Annotated in this window: 15 protein-coding genes; 7 read left to right on the top strand and 8 right to left on the bottom strand. The window is 62.3% G+C overall.

Features of this window, described 5'->3' with window-relative positions; translation table 11 throughout:
- Window positions 1-65: 65 nt before the first annotated feature.
- On the top strand, window positions 66-1,553 hold the full coding sequence (locus tag KUV86_RS16685) for a sodium:solute symporter (protein ID WP_206944281.1): 1,488 nt from the start codon (window positions 66-68) through the stop codon (window positions 1,551-1,553).
- A gap of 100 nt (window positions 1,554-1,653) precedes the next feature.
- Here the strand turns inward: KUV86_RS16685 and KUV86_RS16680 are convergent, their stop codons facing one another.
- Window positions 1,654-2,262 carry a cytochrome b/b6 domain-containing protein gene (locus KUV86_RS16680; RefSeq protein WP_222485738.1) on the bottom strand — a complete coding sequence of 203 codons (609 nt, stop codon included), beginning with the start codon at window positions 2,260-2,262 and terminating at the stop codon, window positions 1,654-1,656.
- A 124-nt stretch (window positions 2,263-2,386) separates the two neighbouring features.
- Here KUV86_RS16680 and KUV86_RS16675 point away from each other — a divergent pair, with 124 nt between their 5' ends.
- Window positions 2,387-2,776, top strand: coding sequence for an MAPEG family protein (locus tag KUV86_RS16675; protein WP_222485736.1), 390 nt, complete (start codon window positions 2,387-2,389; stop codon window positions 2,774-2,776).
- A gap of 61 nt (window positions 2,777-2,837) precedes the next feature.
- Here the strand turns inward: KUV86_RS16675 and KUV86_RS16670 are convergent, their stop codons facing one another.
- Window positions 2,838-3,410 carry an NADPH-dependent FMN reductase gene (locus KUV86_RS16670; protein ID WP_261397694.1) on the bottom strand — a complete coding sequence of 191 codons (573 nt, stop codon included), beginning with the start codon at window positions 3,408-3,410 and terminating at the stop codon, window positions 2,838-2,840.
- Between the two features lie 135 nt (window positions 3,411-3,545).
- On the opposite strand from KUV86_RS16670, the gene KUV86_RS16665 reads away from it, so the two are divergent.
- Window positions 3,546-3,863: a hypothetical protein gene (locus KUV86_RS16665; RefSeq protein WP_224852162.1), complete on the top strand. Its 318-nt coding sequence runs from the start codon at window positions 3,546-3,548 to the stop codon at window positions 3,861-3,863.
- A 646-nt stretch (window positions 3,864-4,509) separates the two neighbouring features.
- Here KUV86_RS16665 and KUV86_RS16660 read toward each other — a convergent pair.
- Window positions 4,510-5,448: a pirin family protein gene (locus KUV86_RS16660; protein WP_206944272.1), complete on the bottom strand. Its 939-nt coding sequence runs from the start codon at window positions 5,446-5,448 to the stop codon at window positions 4,510-4,512.
- A 393-nt stretch (window positions 5,449-5,841) separates the two neighbouring features.
- Window positions 5,842-7,326 carry an alanine/glycine:cation symporter family protein gene (locus KUV86_RS16655; protein WP_206944270.1) on the bottom strand — a complete coding sequence of 495 codons (1,485 nt, stop codon included), beginning with the start codon at window positions 7,324-7,326 and terminating at the stop codon, window positions 5,842-5,844.
- 369 nt (window positions 7,327-7,695) lie between these two features.
- Here KUV86_RS16655 and gloA point away from each other — a divergent pair, with 369 nt between their 5' ends.
- Entirely contained in the window at window positions 7,696-8,238 is a 543-nt protein-coding gene (gloA, locus tag KUV86_RS16650) for a lactoylglutathione lyase (protein WP_222164368.1), read from the top strand.
- Window positions 8,239-8,455: 217 nt separating this feature from the next.
- Here the strand turns inward: gloA and KUV86_RS16645 are convergent, their stop codons facing one another.
- The 3 genes from KUV86_RS16645 to KUV86_RS16635 all read right to left on the bottom strand — a co-directional run bounded on the left by KUV86_RS16645 (window position 8,456) and on the right by KUV86_RS16635 (window position 10,742).
- Window positions 8,456-9,361 carry a complex I NDUFA9 subunit family protein gene (locus KUV86_RS16645; protein ID WP_222485732.1) on the bottom strand — a complete coding sequence of 302 codons (906 nt, stop codon included), beginning with the start codon at window positions 9,359-9,361 and terminating at the stop codon, window positions 8,456-8,458.
- The gene (locus KUV86_RS16640) at window positions 9,354-10,025 is read right to left on the bottom strand and encodes a DsbA family protein (protein ID WP_206944266.1); all 672 of its coding nucleotides are present in this window, start codon (window positions 10,023-10,025) and stop codon (window positions 9,354-9,356) included. Before KUV86_RS16640 ends, KUV86_RS16645 begins: the two co-directional genes overlap by 8 nt.
- Window positions 10,026-10,256: 231 nt before the next feature.
- Window positions 10,257-10,742 carry an Lrp/AsnC family transcriptional regulator gene (locus KUV86_RS16635; RefSeq protein WP_224852161.1) on the bottom strand — a complete coding sequence of 162 codons (486 nt, stop codon included), beginning with the start codon at window positions 10,740-10,742 and terminating at the stop codon, window positions 10,257-10,259.
- 163 nt (window positions 10,743-10,905) lie between these two features.
- On the opposite strand from KUV86_RS16635, the gene KUV86_RS16630 reads away from it, so the two are divergent.
- The gene (locus tag KUV86_RS16630; protein ID WP_222485730.1) at window positions 10,906-11,829 is read left to right on the top strand and encodes a DMT family transporter; all 924 of its coding nucleotides are present in this window, start codon (window positions 10,906-10,908) and stop codon (window positions 11,827-11,829) included.
- Window positions 11,830-11,912: 83 nt separating this feature from the next.
- On the opposite strand, the gene KUV86_RS16625 is transcribed toward KUV86_RS16630, so the two are convergent.
- Complete coding sequence (locus KUV86_RS16625) at window positions 11,913-12,914, bottom strand: NADP-dependent oxidoreductase (RefSeq protein WP_222485728.1); 1,002 nt, start codon at window positions 12,912-12,914, stop codon at window positions 11,913-11,915.
- A gap of 543 nt (window positions 12,915-13,457) precedes the next feature.
- Here KUV86_RS16625 and KUV86_RS16620 point away from each other — a divergent pair.
- Both KUV86_RS16620 and KUV86_RS16615 read left to right on the top strand, forming a co-directional pair.
- Window positions 13,458-14,258, top strand: a complete 801-nt coding sequence (locus KUV86_RS16620) for a FadR/GntR family transcriptional regulator (RefSeq protein ID WP_222485726.1) — start codon at window positions 13,458-13,460, stop codon at window positions 14,256-14,258.
- 7 nt (window positions 14,259-14,265) lie between these two features.
- A complete protein-coding gene (locus KUV86_RS16615) occupies window positions 14,266-15,306 on the top strand; it encodes a TRAP transporter substrate-binding protein (RefSeq protein WP_206944258.1) in 1,041 nt (346 codons plus the stop codon).
- The last annotated feature ends 277 nt before the right edge of the window (window positions 15,307-15,583 follow it).

The raw sequence follows: 15,583 nt of genomic DNA, 5'->3' as shown, positions 1-15,583 counted from the left end.
GCAAACGCTTACGTTCACTGTCTCGATCGCGGCAACGACCGAGACGACAAGTATAAGAGGTCTGTATGAACAGTCATCTTTTCCTTGCTACCTTTTGTATCTACATCGTCCTGATGATTGGCTTTGGCTGGTGGATGTCGCGCAATGATCGCGGTTCCGGCGATGATTTTCTTCTTGGCGGGCGCAGTGTCCCGCTGTTTCTGACCATCGGCACCACCGTCGCCACCATGGTGGGTACCGGCTCCAGTATGGGAGCCGTAGGCTTTGGCTACGCCAACGGATGGGGCGGGGCGCTGTATGGCCTCGGCGGCTCCATCGGCGTGCTGCTGTTGGCGCTGTGTTTCTCCGGGGTGCGGCGCTACCGCTTCATGACCATGAGTGAAGAGCTGTCGTTCTATGTGGGTGCCAACCGTCTGGTGCGCAATGTGGTGGCCCTGTTCATCTACATCGCCTGTATCGGCTGGCTGGGTGCCCATATCCTTGGCGGCGGTCTGTATCTTGCCTGGATGGCTGACATCCCGGTGTGGCAGGCCAAGCTCATCGTGGCCCTGGGGTTTGGCGTCTACTGTGTCATCGGTGGCTATATGGCGGTGGTGTGGACCGACACCGTCCAGGCGATCGTGCTGTTCGTCGGCTTCTTCCTGATGGCGGCGGTGGCCGTGGTAGAGGTAGGGGGCTTCGCCGAGATGACCGCCTCGATGGATGCCGCTGCCACTAGCTTCCTGGCGATCGAAAAGGTTGGCCTGGTACCGGCGCTGTCACTGGTGGCGGTTATCGCGGTAGGGGTGCTGTCGACTCCGTCCTTCCGTCAGCGGATCTACTCCGGCGCTTCCGTGGGTTCGGTGCGTCGCTCCTTCCTGGTCACCGGCTGCCTGTACATGTTGTTTTCCATCGTCCCGGCGATTATCGGCATGTCGACCTATGCGCTGAACCCAGGCCTTGAAAACAGTAACTTTGCGTTCCCTTACCTGGCCACCGAAGTGCTGCCGCTGTGGCTGGGCCTGCTGCTGCTCGTCGCGGGCCTCTCGGCCACCATGTCCAGCGCCAGCAGCGATGCCATCGCCGGTGTCACCACCTTGATTCGTGACCTCTATGTGCTGGTCAAGGGTCGTGCTCCTTCGGCCAACAGCGTGGTCTGGCTGTCCCGTGTCGGTCTGGTGTTCACGATCGGCCTGGCGCTGGCCTTCGCCCTGACCTCCGATAACGTGATCGCCTACATCACCAAGATGGTGGCTACGGTACTGGCGGGCATGTTCGTCTGCGGGATTCTGGGACGCTTCTGGTCTCGCTATACCTGGCAGGGGGCGATCGCTTCCCTGGCAACTGCCTCGATAACGTCACTGGTGGTGATCAGCCACAGTGGCTGGAACCTGTACTGGGGCAACCCGAGTATCCCGGCAGTGGGAATGGCAATCCTGGTGGGTATCGTGGTGAGTCTGTTTACCCCAGCATCCGAGCTGACCGAGGATCAGGCGCTGGAGCTGATCACCCAGGAACGTGAGCGTATGGAAGCCGTCCCCGAGGTGCCACTGCGCAAGGGGGCCAAGGCCTGATCGAGTGAGGCACCTACGTTGATGCCAAAACCCCGCGTCATGCATGTGACGCGGGGTTTTATTCATCGACCATCTTGCACAGGGCCCCGCCCCGATAACCCTAGGGTGACTTGAGCGTCCACATGTTCCTGAGGACATAATCCTTGAGTACCCAGTGATGGAAAAGGGCGCCCGCGATATGGCCGGCCAGCAATACCGGCAGCAGCAGATCGGCGCCCCATTCCTTGTGAAAACGCGCGAAAGGATCCATCAGGCTTATCAGTGGTTGGGCCAGCAGGTCCGATAGCCAGTCAGCCACTGGCAGGCGTTGAAACGAAGGCAGTGTCCACTGGCCCAGCACCTTGAGGTCAAAGCCGGTGCCGACATAGGCCGCGACTGGCAGCGCCAGCAGTAACGCGAGCAGGCCTCGGTGAGCGAGGCGAGTCACCCGGGGCAGGCCCTGGGGGGCAGGTCGAGGCAGCCATAGGTGCGTCATCAGCAGGCCCAGCGACAGCGCTACGCTTAACAGTCCCAGATTGATGTGGGCCACCAGCAGATACCAGTTGGCGGCTTCCAGTTGGGTGGTCGCCCACTTGCGCCCGTAGGCGCTCAGGTAAAGAAGGCCGATGGTCAGTGCCAGCAAGGCGTGCAGGGCACGACTGGTCAGGGCGTGGCGGGCAGGGTGGACATCGGGTACGTGGGGGACGTCGCGGTCTCGGCTTGCGGGCATGGAGGAAACCTCTTGGGCTCGGTAAGCCAGGCATCAGGCAAGTACCGCCATGCTGACCCCTGTCCCTTCGCCTGTCAGCCATTGCCTGTGCCATGCTGAGGAAGACTCGCCCTTGGAGCCTGCCATGTCGATCTTTCTCGTCACCCTGTTTATCGCTTCCCTGCTGCCGATCCTGCTGGCCTGGATCGGTGCCGCCTGGCGCGTGCGCCAGTTCGGCCATCTCGATAACCGCCATCCGCGGGCCCAGCAGGCCGTCATGGAAGGGATTGGCGCGCGCCTGCATGCGGCCCAGTCCAACGCCTGGGAGGCATTGATCGTCTATCTGAGCACGGCCGTGGTCGCCATGGGCGCTGGCGCCGATCTGAACAGCCTCGACATGCCTGCGCTGGTCTTTCTTGCCTCGCGCCTGCTGCATCCCATCGCCTATGCCCTCGACTGGCAATGGATTCGCTCTGGTGTGTTTGCCATCGGCATGCTGGCATGCCTTGTCATCATGATCGGGGCGCTGTGGTAGCCGCCCCGATACGTGCTTCCTGCCTGGGTCGCCGTCGGTGGTCAGGCGGCCCTCACTGGCGCTATGCCAAACTATCCACCAGTCGCTGACAGATACCGTCCAGGGCCTTGGCCTTGCCTTCGTCTGCCAGACTACCGTCTTCATGGAAGGCCTCACCGGCACCGCCGACGGCGAGCTGGTCGGGCAGGACGGTCACGCCAATGTTGCTCAGCAGCTGGCGCAGCAGAGGCAGGGCACGCAGTCCGCCGAGCCCGCCGGGTGAGGCGCCCACGATGGCGGCCACCTTGTGCTGATAGGGTTCTAGCGCGCCCAGGTCTCCATCAGGCCGAGACACCCAGTCGATGGTGTTCTTCAACAGAGGCGTGATGAAGCCATTGTATTCAGGAGAGGCGATGGCAAGGCCCTGGTGGTCCATGAACATGCGCTTCAGGCGGCTGGCGTGCTCTGGCAGTCCCTCTTGCTCCTCCAGATCACCGTCGTAGAGCGGCATGGGAAAATCTGCCAGGTCAACAAAGGTGGCGTCGCCCCCACAGGCATCGATACGCTGTGCCATCAGTTTTGCCAGACGCTTGTTATAGGAGTTCTTGCGAGCGCTGCCCGCGAAGACCAGGATACGTGGACGTTGGTGGCTCATGACGTGTTCCTCCATGTCAGGTTGATGCGCTAGGGCAGTCGTCAGGGCGTTGAGATGGGGTGCAAGCACAGACGCGAACCCGCTGCTCCGTCATCATGCAATGTACACTACGTTGAAGGCACACGGAGGCTGCCCATGAAGTATCCCAAGACCCCGGATGGTCGTTACTTTGTCGCCAAGAATCGGTTGTGGCGCTGCACCGATCCAAGCCTTGATGAGGCGTTTCGACAGCGCCACGTCAAGGCGTTGATGGCAGCTCGTCGAGCGGTGAAGGATGCCAGGCAGAGTGAGGACGAGGCTGCCTTGAAGGCTGCCCGGGCACAGGTTCAGGCCGCCAAGGAGGCACTCGGCGAGCGCGGCCCCGTGTGGTGGGACGATGGAGCCGAGGATGAATCCGGCAAGGCGCCGCACAACAGCAGCTACGCCGACTGGTGGGCGAGTCGCAGCCCCTGACACGGCAGATCATTGCCATGGCAATGGCAGGGCTTCCCTTCGTTTGTCCACGGAAAGTGCAGGGCTTCCATTAGCTGGTCCATGGCAATGGCGGGGCTTCCAGGCGCGGGCCCTGCCACTGAGGTATGGTGCCAAAGCGGGGGCTTTCGGCTTCCCAGTCCCGCTGGGCCTCGATAATCGCTTTGCGCGAGTGCGCAGTGATGAAAGGACCACATGATGGTTCCTCTGGGTCCTCGCTCTTTCCCGCAGCTGGTTCTGGGTCTCAGCTGGTCCAGGGCAATGGCGGGGCTTCCAGGCGCGGTCCCTGCCACTGAGGTATGGTGCCAAAGCGGGGACTTTCGGCCTCCCAGTCCCGCTGGGCCTCAATAATCGCTTTGCGCGAGTGCGCAGTGATGAAAGGACCACATGATGGTTCCTCTGGGTCCTCGCTCTTTCCCGCAGCTGGTTCTGGGTCTCAGCTGGTCCAGGGCAATGGCGGGGCTTCCAGGCGCGGTCCCTGCCACTGAGGTATGGTGCCAAAGCGGGGACTTTCGGCCTCCCAGTCCCGCTGGGCCTCAATAATCGCTTTGCGCGAGTGCGCAGTGATGAAAGGACCACATGATGGTTCCTCTGGGTCCTCGCTCTTTCCCGCAGCTGGTTCTGGGTCTCAGCTGGTCCAGGGCAATGGCGGGGCTTCCAGGCGCGGTCCCTGCCACTGAGGTATGGTGCCAAAGCGGGGGCTTTCGGCCTCCCAGTCCCGCTGGGCTTCGATAATCGCTTTGCGCGAGTGCGCGACAAAGTTCCACCACATGACAATCTCATCCTCGAGCGGCTCGCCGCCAATCAACAGCATGCGGCTGCCAGGCGACAGGGTGACGTCGACAGCGTTGCGGCCGCGCCCCAGGTAGGCCAGCTCATCCACCTTGAAGGATTCTCCGTCCAGGGTCAGGTCACCCTCCAGCACCAGCACCCCGTATTCGAATGCTGCCTGAAGCGGCAGTGTCAGCTGGGCGGAGCGCTCGGCCTGAAGATCAACGCCCACCAGCGGAGAGAAGCTCAGGGTGGGTGCGTCATGCCCACCGTAGTGGCCAACCAGAAGAGTGAAGTGAACATCCTCCTGGGACCAGCGGGGCAGGTCGGCGTAGTGGTCGAAGCGAGGCGCCGTGTCAGCGTGTTCAAGAGGCAGCGCGATCCACAGTTGGGCGGCATGCAGCTCGTCACTGTCCTCGAGGCTCTCTTCGGTATGGCTGATGCCATGGCCCGCGGTCATCAGATTGACCTCGCCAGGCCGGATGACCTGATCACTGCCTAGGCTGTCGCGATGATGTACCTCACCTGACAGCATCCAGGTGAAGGTCTGCAAGCTGGTATGGGGATGAGGGCCGACTCGCATGCCCTCACCCTCGCGCAGGATACTGGGGCCCGCGTGATCGAGAAAACACCAGGCGCCGATGGTGCGTCGGTGTCGAGTAGGCAGCACGCGATGGATTGGCAGCCCACCGACAGCGGCCTCTCGCGAGCCAATACGCTGAATCTGATAACGTCCGTCGATGACCGGACAATCCCGTGAGGACGAAGGGCGGCGGGGTGTTTCGTGCAGACTCATGGGCGGCTCCCGGGGCAAGTGGGGTGACAGACCTCTGGTGAGGGCGGACCAGCGAGGCCGACTGGCGGGTTAGTGGAGCCGGTGGTGCTGGGATAGACGCTATCAAAAGCCTAGTGTGCCCATTCGGTAGCGACAAGCCATTTACTCTCCTTAGAAAGGCTTTGATCTGCAGGAGCTGGGTTTGCAGGAACTTGATCTGCAGGAGCTGGGTCTGCAGGAACACGGTGCCCCGCTGGCGCTGCCACGGCGATGGCCAGCAGACGCTGATGGTTAAAGCGTGCGGCTAGAGTCAGCACGACCATTCGCGCAAGGGCTGGTACGCCATCAGGGACTGCAACGACAACGCCACGGCGAACCGTGGCGTTGAGGGTCAAGCGGGGGCATTCATCAGGATCAAGCGTCGGTCCTGGTGGTGCCTTCGGTCTGGCCGGATGTTCCAGGCCAGGCGCTGCGGTCGACCTTGCCCTTGAGCTTCGGGAACTGGTCGGGGTCGAAGGTGGGCTCTTTGCCCGCCTTGAGCTGTCGCTCGTAGTCACGGAACAGCGCGAAGGCCAGGGGCGACAGCAGCAGGATCGCAATCAGGTTGATCAGTGCCATCATGCCCATGGACAGATCGGCAAAGCCCCAGATGGTCTTCAGCTGCGCCACCGAGCCAATCATGATCATGGCCAGCACCGCCAGCCGATAGATGAATACCGCGCCGGCAGAACGGCGCTTGCCGGCCAGGTATTCGATGTTGGACTCGCCGTAGGAGTAGTTGGCGATCAGTGACGTGAAGGCGAACAGGAGAATGGCGATCGCCACGAACATGCCGCCCCAGCTACCTACGTGCTCGGTCAGCGCCGTCTGGGTCAACTGGATGCCGTTGGGGGCATCGCCACTTTGCAGGGCCGGCTCTGCCAGAATGATCACTGCTGCTGTCGCGGTGCAGATTACCAGCGTGTCGAAGAATACCCCCAGCATCTGGATAAAGCCCTGAGCCGCTGGATGGTTGGGTCGTGTGCTGGCGGTCGCTGCCACGTTGGGGGCGGAGCCCATGCCGGCCTCGTTGGAGAACAGGCCGCGCTTGATGCCTTGCATCATGGCCTGGGCCACGGCGTAGCCCACGGCACCGCCTGCGGCTTCTTCAAGACCAAAGGCGCTATTGAAGATCAGGGCGATGGCGCCAGGAAGCTCCTCGATGTTCAACGCCACGACCACCAGCGCCAGAATCAGGTACAGCACCGCCATGACCGGCACGATCAGCTCTGCCACCTTGGCGATGGAGCGCAGGCCACCGAAGATGATCGGCGCTACCGCCACCAGCAGGGCAACGCCCACCACCCAGGTCGGAATCGAGAAGGCCTGCTCCATGGCTTGGGCAATAGAGTTGGCCTGGACACTGTTGAAGGCGAGACCAAAGGCGATGATCAGACAGATGGAGAAGGCAACCGCCATCCAGCGTTGGCCGAGGCCTCGCTCGATGTACCGGGCAGGGCCGCCACGGAAGGTCTTGTCGCCGTGGTCGACCTTATAGGCCTGAGCCAGGGCAGACTCGACAAAGCTGGTAGCCATGCCCACCAGAGCGGTCATCCACATCCAGAAGATGGCGCCGGGGCCGCCCAGGTAGATGGCCACGGCGACACCCGCCAGGTTGCCGGTGCCCACACGGGCGGCAAGGCTGGTCGACAGCGCCTGAAACGAGGAAATGCCTTCGCCGCCGTCACGTGATCCCTTGAGCAGGGAGAACATATGGCCGAAGAAGCGAAATTGAATACCGCGGGTCATCACGGTGAAATAGAGGCCGGCGCCGATCAGAAGGTAGACCAGCAGCTTGCCCCAGATCAGGCCGTTTCCAGCGGAAACGACGCTGTTGAACCAGGTGGCGATGGAGTCCATGTCAAAGCGTTCCATTGGTAGGAATTCGGTGGCCATTTTTCACGAAATGGTAGGGATGACAAGGCGTGTGGCGAAAAGATTGAGTTATCGCGTTGATTTGTGGATATGTTATTAGACTTTGGTAGTATTTTTGCGCCTGATGCAGCACTTGGCGCGTTAGTAGACAGGTCGCTGGCCTGTCGAGCGCATGCTCAGAGACAAAAGTGCTGCGCACCGCGCACGCTGGAGGATGTCGTGCGCTAAGGATGATTACCCTTAGTCAGGCCTGTTGATGGGTCATCGTTGGCGTGGCGCCAACATCTGAACGCATCGATGGTGAATACGTCGAAACTGTTGATGCATTCCTCGAGCTCACTGAAGGAGATACCCATGAAGGATACCCCCCAAGGCGAACAGCATCCGGGCGTTGAAGCGGCACCGGCGGCCACCCGTGGGTTTCGTCTTAACCACAGCATGTTGAGGGTCAAGGACCCGCAAGTATCGCTCGCCTTTTATTCCCGCGTGTTTGGCATGAGCGTGCTGAGGCGCCTGGATTTCGAGGAGATGCAGTTCTCGCTGTATTTCCTCGCTAACCTGGATGCCCAGGATGAGGTGCCTGAAGATGTGGCGGCTCGCACTACCTGGACCTTCCAGCAGCGCGGGTTGCTGGAGTTCACGCACAACTGGGGCACTGAGGAGCAGGAAGGACGTATCTACCACGATGGCAACGCCGAACCGCAGGGGTTTGGTCACATCTGTTTTGCAGTGCCGGATCTGCACGCCGCGGTGGCCTGGTTTGATGACAATGACGTCGAATTCATCAAGCGCCCCGAACAGGGCAAGATGAAGGACGTGGTCTTCGTCAAGGATCCGGACGGTTACTGGATCGAGGTGGTCCAGCCAGACCTGATGTCACAGGTGGGCAAAGGCTGAAGGCGCTTGGCCCGTATCACGGGCTAAGGAAACACTGCATAAAGGCCTGCGCCGCCGATTCATTCGCCGATTCATTGCGTGATGCGCTGCTCGAACTCTCAGCGATACCGCATAGGCTCCGGGTTCCGCGCTGCGGGCGCCTGGTGCCTCATGCCACTCGACTGATGTAGTCAGCACTTCTCTATCGGGACGAGCCAGCCGAGGTATTGACGCTCACCTAGCGCGGCAGGCAGTGCACCAGGCTGTCACGCAGGCTGCGCGGATGAAGGCCCAGGTCGTCGAAGGTACCTACACCGCGTGACACCAAGTTGTCCTGCTGGATCAGCCACAGCATGTCACGGGTGAGCGGGGCAGACGGCAGGGCCTTCATGGTCGTGGCCAGGGCATGCCATAGCCACATCGGCGTCGTCAGCAGGGTGGGGTCCCTATCCAGATAGCGGGCGATTAGCGTGACGAGGTCGCGATAGCGCACGGCGTCAGGTCCGCCCAGCTCATACAGCGCACGCGGCAGATCCGGACGGGTGGCCAGGCGTCCCAGCGCACTGCCGAGATCGCCCACGTGAAGGGGCTGCAGGCGCACCTCTCCGGTGCCGAAGAGCGGGACGACCGGCAGCCGAACCAGGCGCGCCAGCGTGGCCGTCAGACCGGCCTGTGGGCCATACAGCACACTGGGCCTGACGATGACAGCCCGTGGGACCTCTTCCATCACCGCCTGCTCGCCCAGGGCCCGGGCGCGTACATAAGGCGAGGGTGAGTCTGTCCGCGCTCCGATACCGGAAATCAACAGATAGCGTTCGACGCCGGCGGCCCTGGCCGCTCTGGCCAGCGCTGCGGCGCCTTCTACGTGGACCTTCTCGAAGTCCCCGCGGCGACGTTCCTGGTAGAGGCTGACGGCATTGATCACCGCGCTGGCGCCCTCCAGTACCGGCGCCAGACTGTCGGGGTCTTGCAGGTCTGCTGCCATGGCCTGCACCGGGTCGCCGGGTTCGACCATGTCGGGTAGCCGGGGACGCCTCGCCACCACCCTCACCGCGTGTCCACTGAAATAGAGTTCACGCACAGCGGCAGCCCCGACAAACCCTGTTCCTCCGAGGACGACAACGGGGCGTGTTCTATCACTCATGGCCAGCGCCACTGTCGTTGCGCTGGAGTGCGTCACGCAGCCGCTCCACCGCCAGAAACAGCTGCCGCCTTGGCTGAGCCCCCGACAGAATGCCGGCATGCTCGCCATCGATCAGGAAGCGCAGGGCAGGCACGCCGGCGATCCCCAGTGCTTGTCCTTCCTCACGAGACTCGCGGACGGCTTGACGATCTTCTTCATTGGCAAGGCTTGCCACCAGCGCGTCACCATCGAGTCCCTGGTGACGAACGAGGTCTGCCAGTGCGGCAGGGTCGGAGAGATCCAGGCTGCGTTCGAAAAAGCCACTGAACAAGGCCTTCCTTAACGAGGCTACCTGCTGTGCCGAGGCGTGTCGTTCAGCCCAGGCCAGGGTCTCGAGCGCAAGGCGTGAGCGAGGCTGGATATCCGGCTGGCGCATGCTGAGTCCACGTTCGCGCGCCATGGGCAGCACGGCGTCACGCCACAGTTCGTTCAAGTAGTCGCCATGGGGATCCAAGGCCGGCTCAGGCTCTGGACGCAGTTCGAATGGACGCCAGTGGATGTGGATGTCATCGCCGAACCGTTGCTCCAAGGCCTCAAGCTCCGGCAGCTCCAGATAGCAAAATGGGCAGCGCAGGTCGCTGAAGACCTCGAGCGTCAGGCGTGGGGGAGTGGGCGATGTCGGCATTCAACTCTCCTGAGTGGCAATACGTGGGACCGGATGGCGACGGAGTCGCCTCTAGCTTGACGACTGATGACGTCGAAGTGAAGCGCCGGCGACAGGCAGGCTCGATGCTGACGAAGGTGCCCAGGCCCTGCTCCCGTGCGCGGCGATGCCGGGCGAATGCGGCCGTGGCCCGGACCCAGCTCGAGAGTCGCCAGTGCAAAGCCTTTTGAGCAAAGCCCCTGGAGTCAGGCGCTAGGCGTCGTCGGACGGGCGAGCGTCGCGAAGATCCAGGGCGCCGGCGCGCTTGACGGCCCGGATGGCAAAGCTCGAGTCCACGGTATTGACCATGGGCAGGGTCTGCAGCTGTCGCACCCAGCGTTCGTAACCTTTCAAGTCGGCGCTGACAATCTGCAGCAGATAGTCGAAGGCACCGGACACGGTGTGGCACTCGATGACTTCGGGCATCTCTGCCACGGCGGCTTCGAAGGCTTCCACCAGGGCATCTTGATGGCGGCTGAGCTTGACGTGGACGAACACCGTCAGCCCCAGCCCCAGGCGTTCGCGGTCCAGCTCGGCGCGGTAGCGCTGGATCAGCCGCTGTTGCTCCAGCCGGCGGATGCGCCTGGCGCAGGGGGATGGGGACAGACCCACTCGCTCGGCCAGCTCGTGGCTGGTGAGTCGCGCATCCTGCTGCAGCAGAGCGAGTAGATGGCGATCGATGCGGTCCAGTTTTTTCAAGGAATTGGCTCAAACTTGCCATGAATATCGAAATATTGGCACGTACTGCCAATGCGGGTCCAGCGGCGGAGTGTCTTTGCCTGCATTCCCCCGAGCATTGTCGGCAGACTGGCCTTAGCAGGGTGCTTGTACCGCTACCCCACAACCCTCTCGGAGTACTGTCATGTCGTCTTCTCTGACCCAGGTGGCGCCGCTTGTCGCCTCTCCCCGGCGCGCCCTGTCGGGAGTCGCCGCTGCGCTGGGCGCGGTGCTGATCTGGTCCTGTTACTTTCTGTCGCTGCGCCAAGGGGCACTGTCACCACTGGGAACCCTCGACCTGACCCTGTTTCGCTACGCCGTGCCTGGCCTTGTGTTGCTGCCGTTGGCGCTGCGTCGGCGACAGCGTCTGTTGGCGGTCAACCCGGTGTGGCTGGTCGGCATGATGGCAGGCGCCGGCATTCCCTTCTTTCTGTTGGGGGCGGTAGGGATGGGACTGGCGCCGGTGGCCCACGGCAGTACCCTGATACCCGGGGCGGCGCCGCTGTTCGTCAGTACCCTGGCGGTGTGGGTCTTCGCCCAGCCGTTGTCGCGGGGGCGTGCCGCCGGTTTGGTCGCCATCGCAATGGGCATTGCCTGTCTGCTGGCGTCCTCGGGCCAGGGCCCGCAGTCCCTGCTGCTGGGGCAAGGCATGTTCTTGCTGTCCAGCGTGATGTGGGCGGTGTTCACCCTCAGCGTGCGTCAGAGTGGCCTGTCGGCGCTCGAGGCTACGGCGGTGGTCACGGTGCCCAGTGGATCGATCATTGCGCTGACGGTGGTCGGGCTCGAGGTGAGCGGGGTGGGGGGCTTGACGCTACACCTGGTGTCAGCCCAGGAGTGGCTGGGGCAGTTGGTGGTCCAGGGCATCCTGGTGGGGCTGGGATCTGGCCTGCTGATGGGCATCGCGATTCGACGGCTGGGCGCTGAGGCGACCTCGGCACTAGGGTCGCTGACCCCGGTGGTTGCCACGGCGCTGGCCTGGTGGGCGCTGGACGAGACGATCGGTGGGATCACCGCGGTGGGGATGTTGATGGTGGTGTTCGGCGTGATGATCGCCAGCCGTGGCCGTTGATGGCAGGCGTGTCATTGGCGTCAGCGCTGAACCAGAGACACCGCCCGTAGGCGGTGTCTGCGTCAATTGACTTCAGCGCTTCCTTAGCTCAAGCGCACCAGCATCTTGCCGCTGTTGGCGCCCTTGAACAGATCGAGGAAGGCCTCCGGGGTCGCTTCCAGCCCTTCACGCACGGTTTCCTGATAGTCGATATCGCCAGCGGCGACCTGGGGACCCACCTCGGCGAGAAAGGCCGGATAGTTGTCCCAGTGCTCGAACACGATAAAGCCCTGCATGCTCGCGCGACGAATCAGGATCATGGCCAGGTTGGCGGGACCAGGAGCCGGCCCTTCATCATTGTAGCGAGAGATCATGCCGCAGACGGCAATGCGTGCGCCGACGTTGAGATTGTTCAGGGCTGCCTCGAGGCAGACGCCGCCGACGTTCTCGTAGTACACATCGAAGCCGCCTGGGCAGGCCTTGGCCAGGTCATCGCTGAGTGTGGCAGCGTCCTTGTCGCGGTAGTCAACCGCGACAATGCCCTGGGACTCGAGCCAATCGCGTTTCTTCTGGCTGCCGGCAAGTCCGACAACGGTGCCGCCCTTGGCCTTGGCCAGTTGTACCGCCAGTGAGCCCACGGCGCCGCTGGCTGCGCTGACCAGGACGTTGTCGCCTTCCTGCATATGCGCAATCGCATTGAGGCCTGTCCAGGCGGTCATGCCAGGCATGCCGAGAACGCCAAGGTAGGCTTGCTCGGGGACGTCAAGATCGGGAAGGGCGGTGACGGTGTCCGCTGATAGCTGTGCTACATCACGCCAGCCGTCCATGTGGGTGACCCGATCACCCACCTTGAAGCGGTCATCGCGGGATTCGATGATTTCACCTACCGCGGCGCCCTCGAGGGGGGCATCGAGGGCGAAGGGATCGATGTACGTCTTGACGCCGCTCATGCGGCCTCGCATGTAGGGGTCAACTGACAGCCAATGATTGCGAATGCGTACCTCGCCATCCTGCAGCGCCGGCAGTTCCTGCTGATTCAGAACAAAGACGTCCGGGCTGGGAGTGCCAGTAGGGTATTCGCTAATGCTGTAGTAGTTGGATTGCATCGATGCCTCCTTTGCTATGGGTAATCGCGTCCTGTCTCGTTCGCTAGATAAGGTGTCGCTGTTGGCCCTGCCTGCCGGGACATTGCGTCCTGTAGCCAGGGGGGGCATTGCCCAGTGGATCGGACGACACCTCAGACACCGCTGAGGACACGCCTTTGCTGAGGACGCGGCGTGGCCAATGGACTCAGCGCCTTGCTTGTGCGTCCAGAATAGACCAGTCGGTCGGAGTCGTAAAGAACTGCGTAGAAGGTAGGAAAAAGCCTCAGGTCATTGAGATCTACTCTGTGCGACTGTGCTGAACGGAAGAGGTTCCTTGAGCAGGGGCGAGCGCGCTACTTGAGCAGGGGCGGGCGCGCTACTTGAGCAGGGGCGGGCGCGCTACTTGAGCAGGGGCGGGCGCGCTAAAAAGCGATCGTTATCGAACTAAAGTCTAAAGGCATCGATGTGCATTTTTAGCGAAGCTATGTCCGACATAACTCCACCAAGCGTCAGACACATGGAATAGCAGGTCTGACTCTGCATTCCCTTGTTCGGATGACCCTCATGGCAGCAGCCTCAACTCCCTTGCGTCGCGCGCGCCCGGACATCGCAGATGCCCTGGCCGAGGCGATCTTTGCCGGTGAGTACATGCCGGGCGAGTTCCTGCCCAGAGAAGTGGACCTGTGCGAGCGTTTCGCGGTGAGTCGTTCGACGGTGAGAAGTGCCCTGCAGGTACTGGTCGCCGCTGGCATGATCACTCGAATTTCTGGTCAAGGGTCGCGGGTGCAGCCCCTTGGAGGCTGGCACCTGCTCGATCCCAGGGTCAGCGGCTGGCTGGCGCGTTTCGCCCATCCTAATCCGGTGATCCAGCGCGAGGTGTTTGCCTTTCGCGTAGCCGTCGAGCCTTTCGTCGCCCGACTGGCCGCCGAGCACGCCACCGCCGCCGACCTGCTGGCCATCGAAACCGCCTATCAAGGCATGATCGAAGCGCTGGCCAGCGATGATCTACGCTTTCAGGGCAAGACCCACGACGAGTACGACGTGGCGTTTCACGAGGCCATCTTCACCGCATCGCATAACTTGGTGTGGGCGCAGATCAGCCACGTTCTCAAGCCTGCCATTGCGCTGCTGGTGGAGCGATCCAACCACAGCGCGGACAGGCTCAATGACAGCATGGATCGTCATCGCAAGGTGATGGAGGCGATTCGGCTGAGACAGCCCCGCGAAGCGGCCCGTGCGGCGCTCGCGGTACTGGAGCGCACTGGGCAGGACCTTGGACTGGAAGAGGTCGCCAAGGCCTCATCGACGCTCGAGACAACCTTTGACGCTCCCGAACTATCTGCAACATGCCGACAAGAAGGATGAGATTCCCATGATGGCAAGCACCAAGCTCAAGACCCCTAGCGCCAAGCTCAAGCTGTTGAGTGCAGCGATTCTGGCATCCATGGCCGCTTCTGCTCAGGCTGCCGAGTATGAGTGGACCTTCCAGACCTCCGAAACGGCCGGCGAGCCTCAGTTCGAGATGAAGAAGGCCTGGGCCGACAACGTTTCGACCATGTCCAATGGCCGCATCGCCATCGAAATTCTGCCGGTCAATGCCGTGGTTCAGGCCAACCAGACCCTGCAGGCGGTGCAGTCCGGCATCCTTCAGGGACACCTGACCGATCCCAGCTACTTCACGGGTCAGAACCCGGCCTTCGGCATGATCGGCAACCTGGTGGGCGCCTGGAGCGACCCCTATGACTTCCTCGACTACATGAACAATGCCGGTGGCGAGGAGCTCTACAACAAGCTGGTCGAACCCTATGGTCTGCACCTGATCGGCGCTGCTGCCACCGGGCTGGAGTCACTGCCTTCGACCAAGCCGGTGCGCTCCATCGAGGACATGCAGGGCCTCAAGCTGCGCGCTCCGGAAGGCATGGTGTACAACATCTTTGAAGCCGCTGGTGCCACACCGGTCAATCTGCCGGGCTCTGAGGTCTATACCGGTCTCGAGAAGGGTGTGATCGACGCTGCTGACTACACCGTGTTTGCCACCAACCAGGCACAGGGTCTGCACGAGTTTGCTCCTTACCCGCTGTATCCGGGCTTCCACTCCCTGCCGATGGTCGCGGTCTCACTGAACAAGGATGTCTGGGACAGCCTGCCGGACGACCTCAAGACCATCCTCGAGACGTCCGTTGATGCCCTGGCGTATGAGATGGTCGCCGAGCTCAAGACGCGTGACCTCGAAGCCGTGCGCGAAGCGCGCCAGAACCCGGATATCGAGATCATCGACCTGCCGGCGGAAGAGCGCGTAGCGTTCCGTAACATCGCCAAGCAGGAGTGGGAGAACTGGGCCGAGAAGAACGAGATTACCCAGGAATTCTACGAGTCCGTGGTGGCCTACCTGGAAAACCACAACCTGCTGTAAGCCCAAGGTCTCAGGGTAACGCGTCAGCCGTGCTGACTGTCGCCTGGTGTGCAGCGACACGGCATATCGCATAAGGGTGTACCGCGTTACCTGCCAGTGCCTGAACGTTCAGGGCGGTGCCACGGCACCGCCCCCTCATTTCCGGATCGTGCCCTGGCGCGATCCTCAAGCCGTCGAGGAAGTCCCATGACAGACCTGCCGGGACAGGACGCCGACAAGGCGCCCGAACGCGCACCCGACGTGGTGCGCAGCCGCTTTGACCAGGGCGTGGTCAAGG

The organism is Halomonas sp. DP8Y7-3, from assembly GCF_019801675.1.
GTDB classification, from domain to species: Bacteria; Pseudomonadota; Gammaproteobacteria; order Pseudomonadales; family Halomonadaceae; genus Halomonas; species Halomonas litopenaei_A.
Note: the sequence above shows the minus strand (reverse complement) of the source record. Positions and strands in the feature narration are given on the sequence as shown.

Excerpts from the sequence above, each read along its gene's own strand:
- KUV86_RS16685 (WP_206944281.1), top strand. The coding sequence starts at position 66 with ATGAACAGTCATCTTTTCCTTGCTACCTTTTGTATCTACATCGTCCTG.
- KUV86_RS16680 (WP_222485738.1), bottom strand. The coding sequence starts at position 2,262 with ATGCCCGCAAGCCGAGACCGCGACGTCCCCCACGTACCCGATGTCCAC.
- KUV86_RS16675 (WP_222485736.1), top strand. The coding sequence starts at position 2,387 with ATGTCGATCTTTCTCGTCACCCTGTTTATCGCTTCCCTGCTGCCGATC.
- KUV86_RS16670 (WP_261397694.1), bottom strand. The coding sequence starts at position 3,410 with ATGAGCCACCAACGTCCACGTATCCTGGTCTTCGCGGGCAGCGCTCGC.
- KUV86_RS16665 (WP_224852162.1), top strand. The coding sequence starts at position 3,546 with ATGAAGTATCCCAAGACCCCGGATGGTCGTTACTTTGTCGCCAAGAAT.
- KUV86_RS16660 (WP_206944272.1), bottom strand. The coding sequence starts at position 5,448 with ATGAGTCTGCACGAAACACCCCGCCGCCCTTCGTCCTCACGGGATTGT.
- KUV86_RS16655 (WP_206944270.1), bottom strand. The coding sequence starts at position 7,326 with ATGGACTCCATCGCCACCTGGTTCAACAGCGTCGTTTCCGCTGGAAAC.
- gloA (WP_222164368.1), top strand. The coding sequence starts at position 7,696 with ATGAAGGATACCCCCCAAGGCGAACAGCATCCGGGCGTTGAAGCGGCA.
- KUV86_RS16645 (WP_222485732.1), bottom strand. The coding sequence starts at position 9,361 with ATGAGTGATAGAACACGCCCCGTTGTCGTCCTCGGAGGAACAGGGTTT.
- KUV86_RS16640 (WP_206944266.1), bottom strand. The coding sequence starts at position 10,025 with ATGCCGACATCGCCCACTCCCCCACGCCTGACGCTCGAGGTCTTCAGC.
- KUV86_RS16630 (WP_222485730.1), top strand. The coding sequence starts at position 10,906 with ATGTCGTCTTCTCTGACCCAGGTGGCGCCGCTTGTCGCCTCTCCCCGG.
- KUV86_RS16625 (WP_222485728.1), bottom strand. The coding sequence starts at position 12,914 with ATGCAATCCAACTACTACAGCATTAGCGAATACCCTACTGGCACTCCC.
- KUV86_RS16620 (WP_222485726.1), top strand. The coding sequence starts at position 13,458 with ATGGCAGCAGCCTCAACTCCCTTGCGTCGCGCGCGCCCGGACATCGCA.
- KUV86_RS16615 (WP_206944258.1), top strand. The coding sequence starts at position 14,266 with ATGATGGCAAGCACCAAGCTCAAGACCCCTAGCGCCAAGCTCAAGCTG.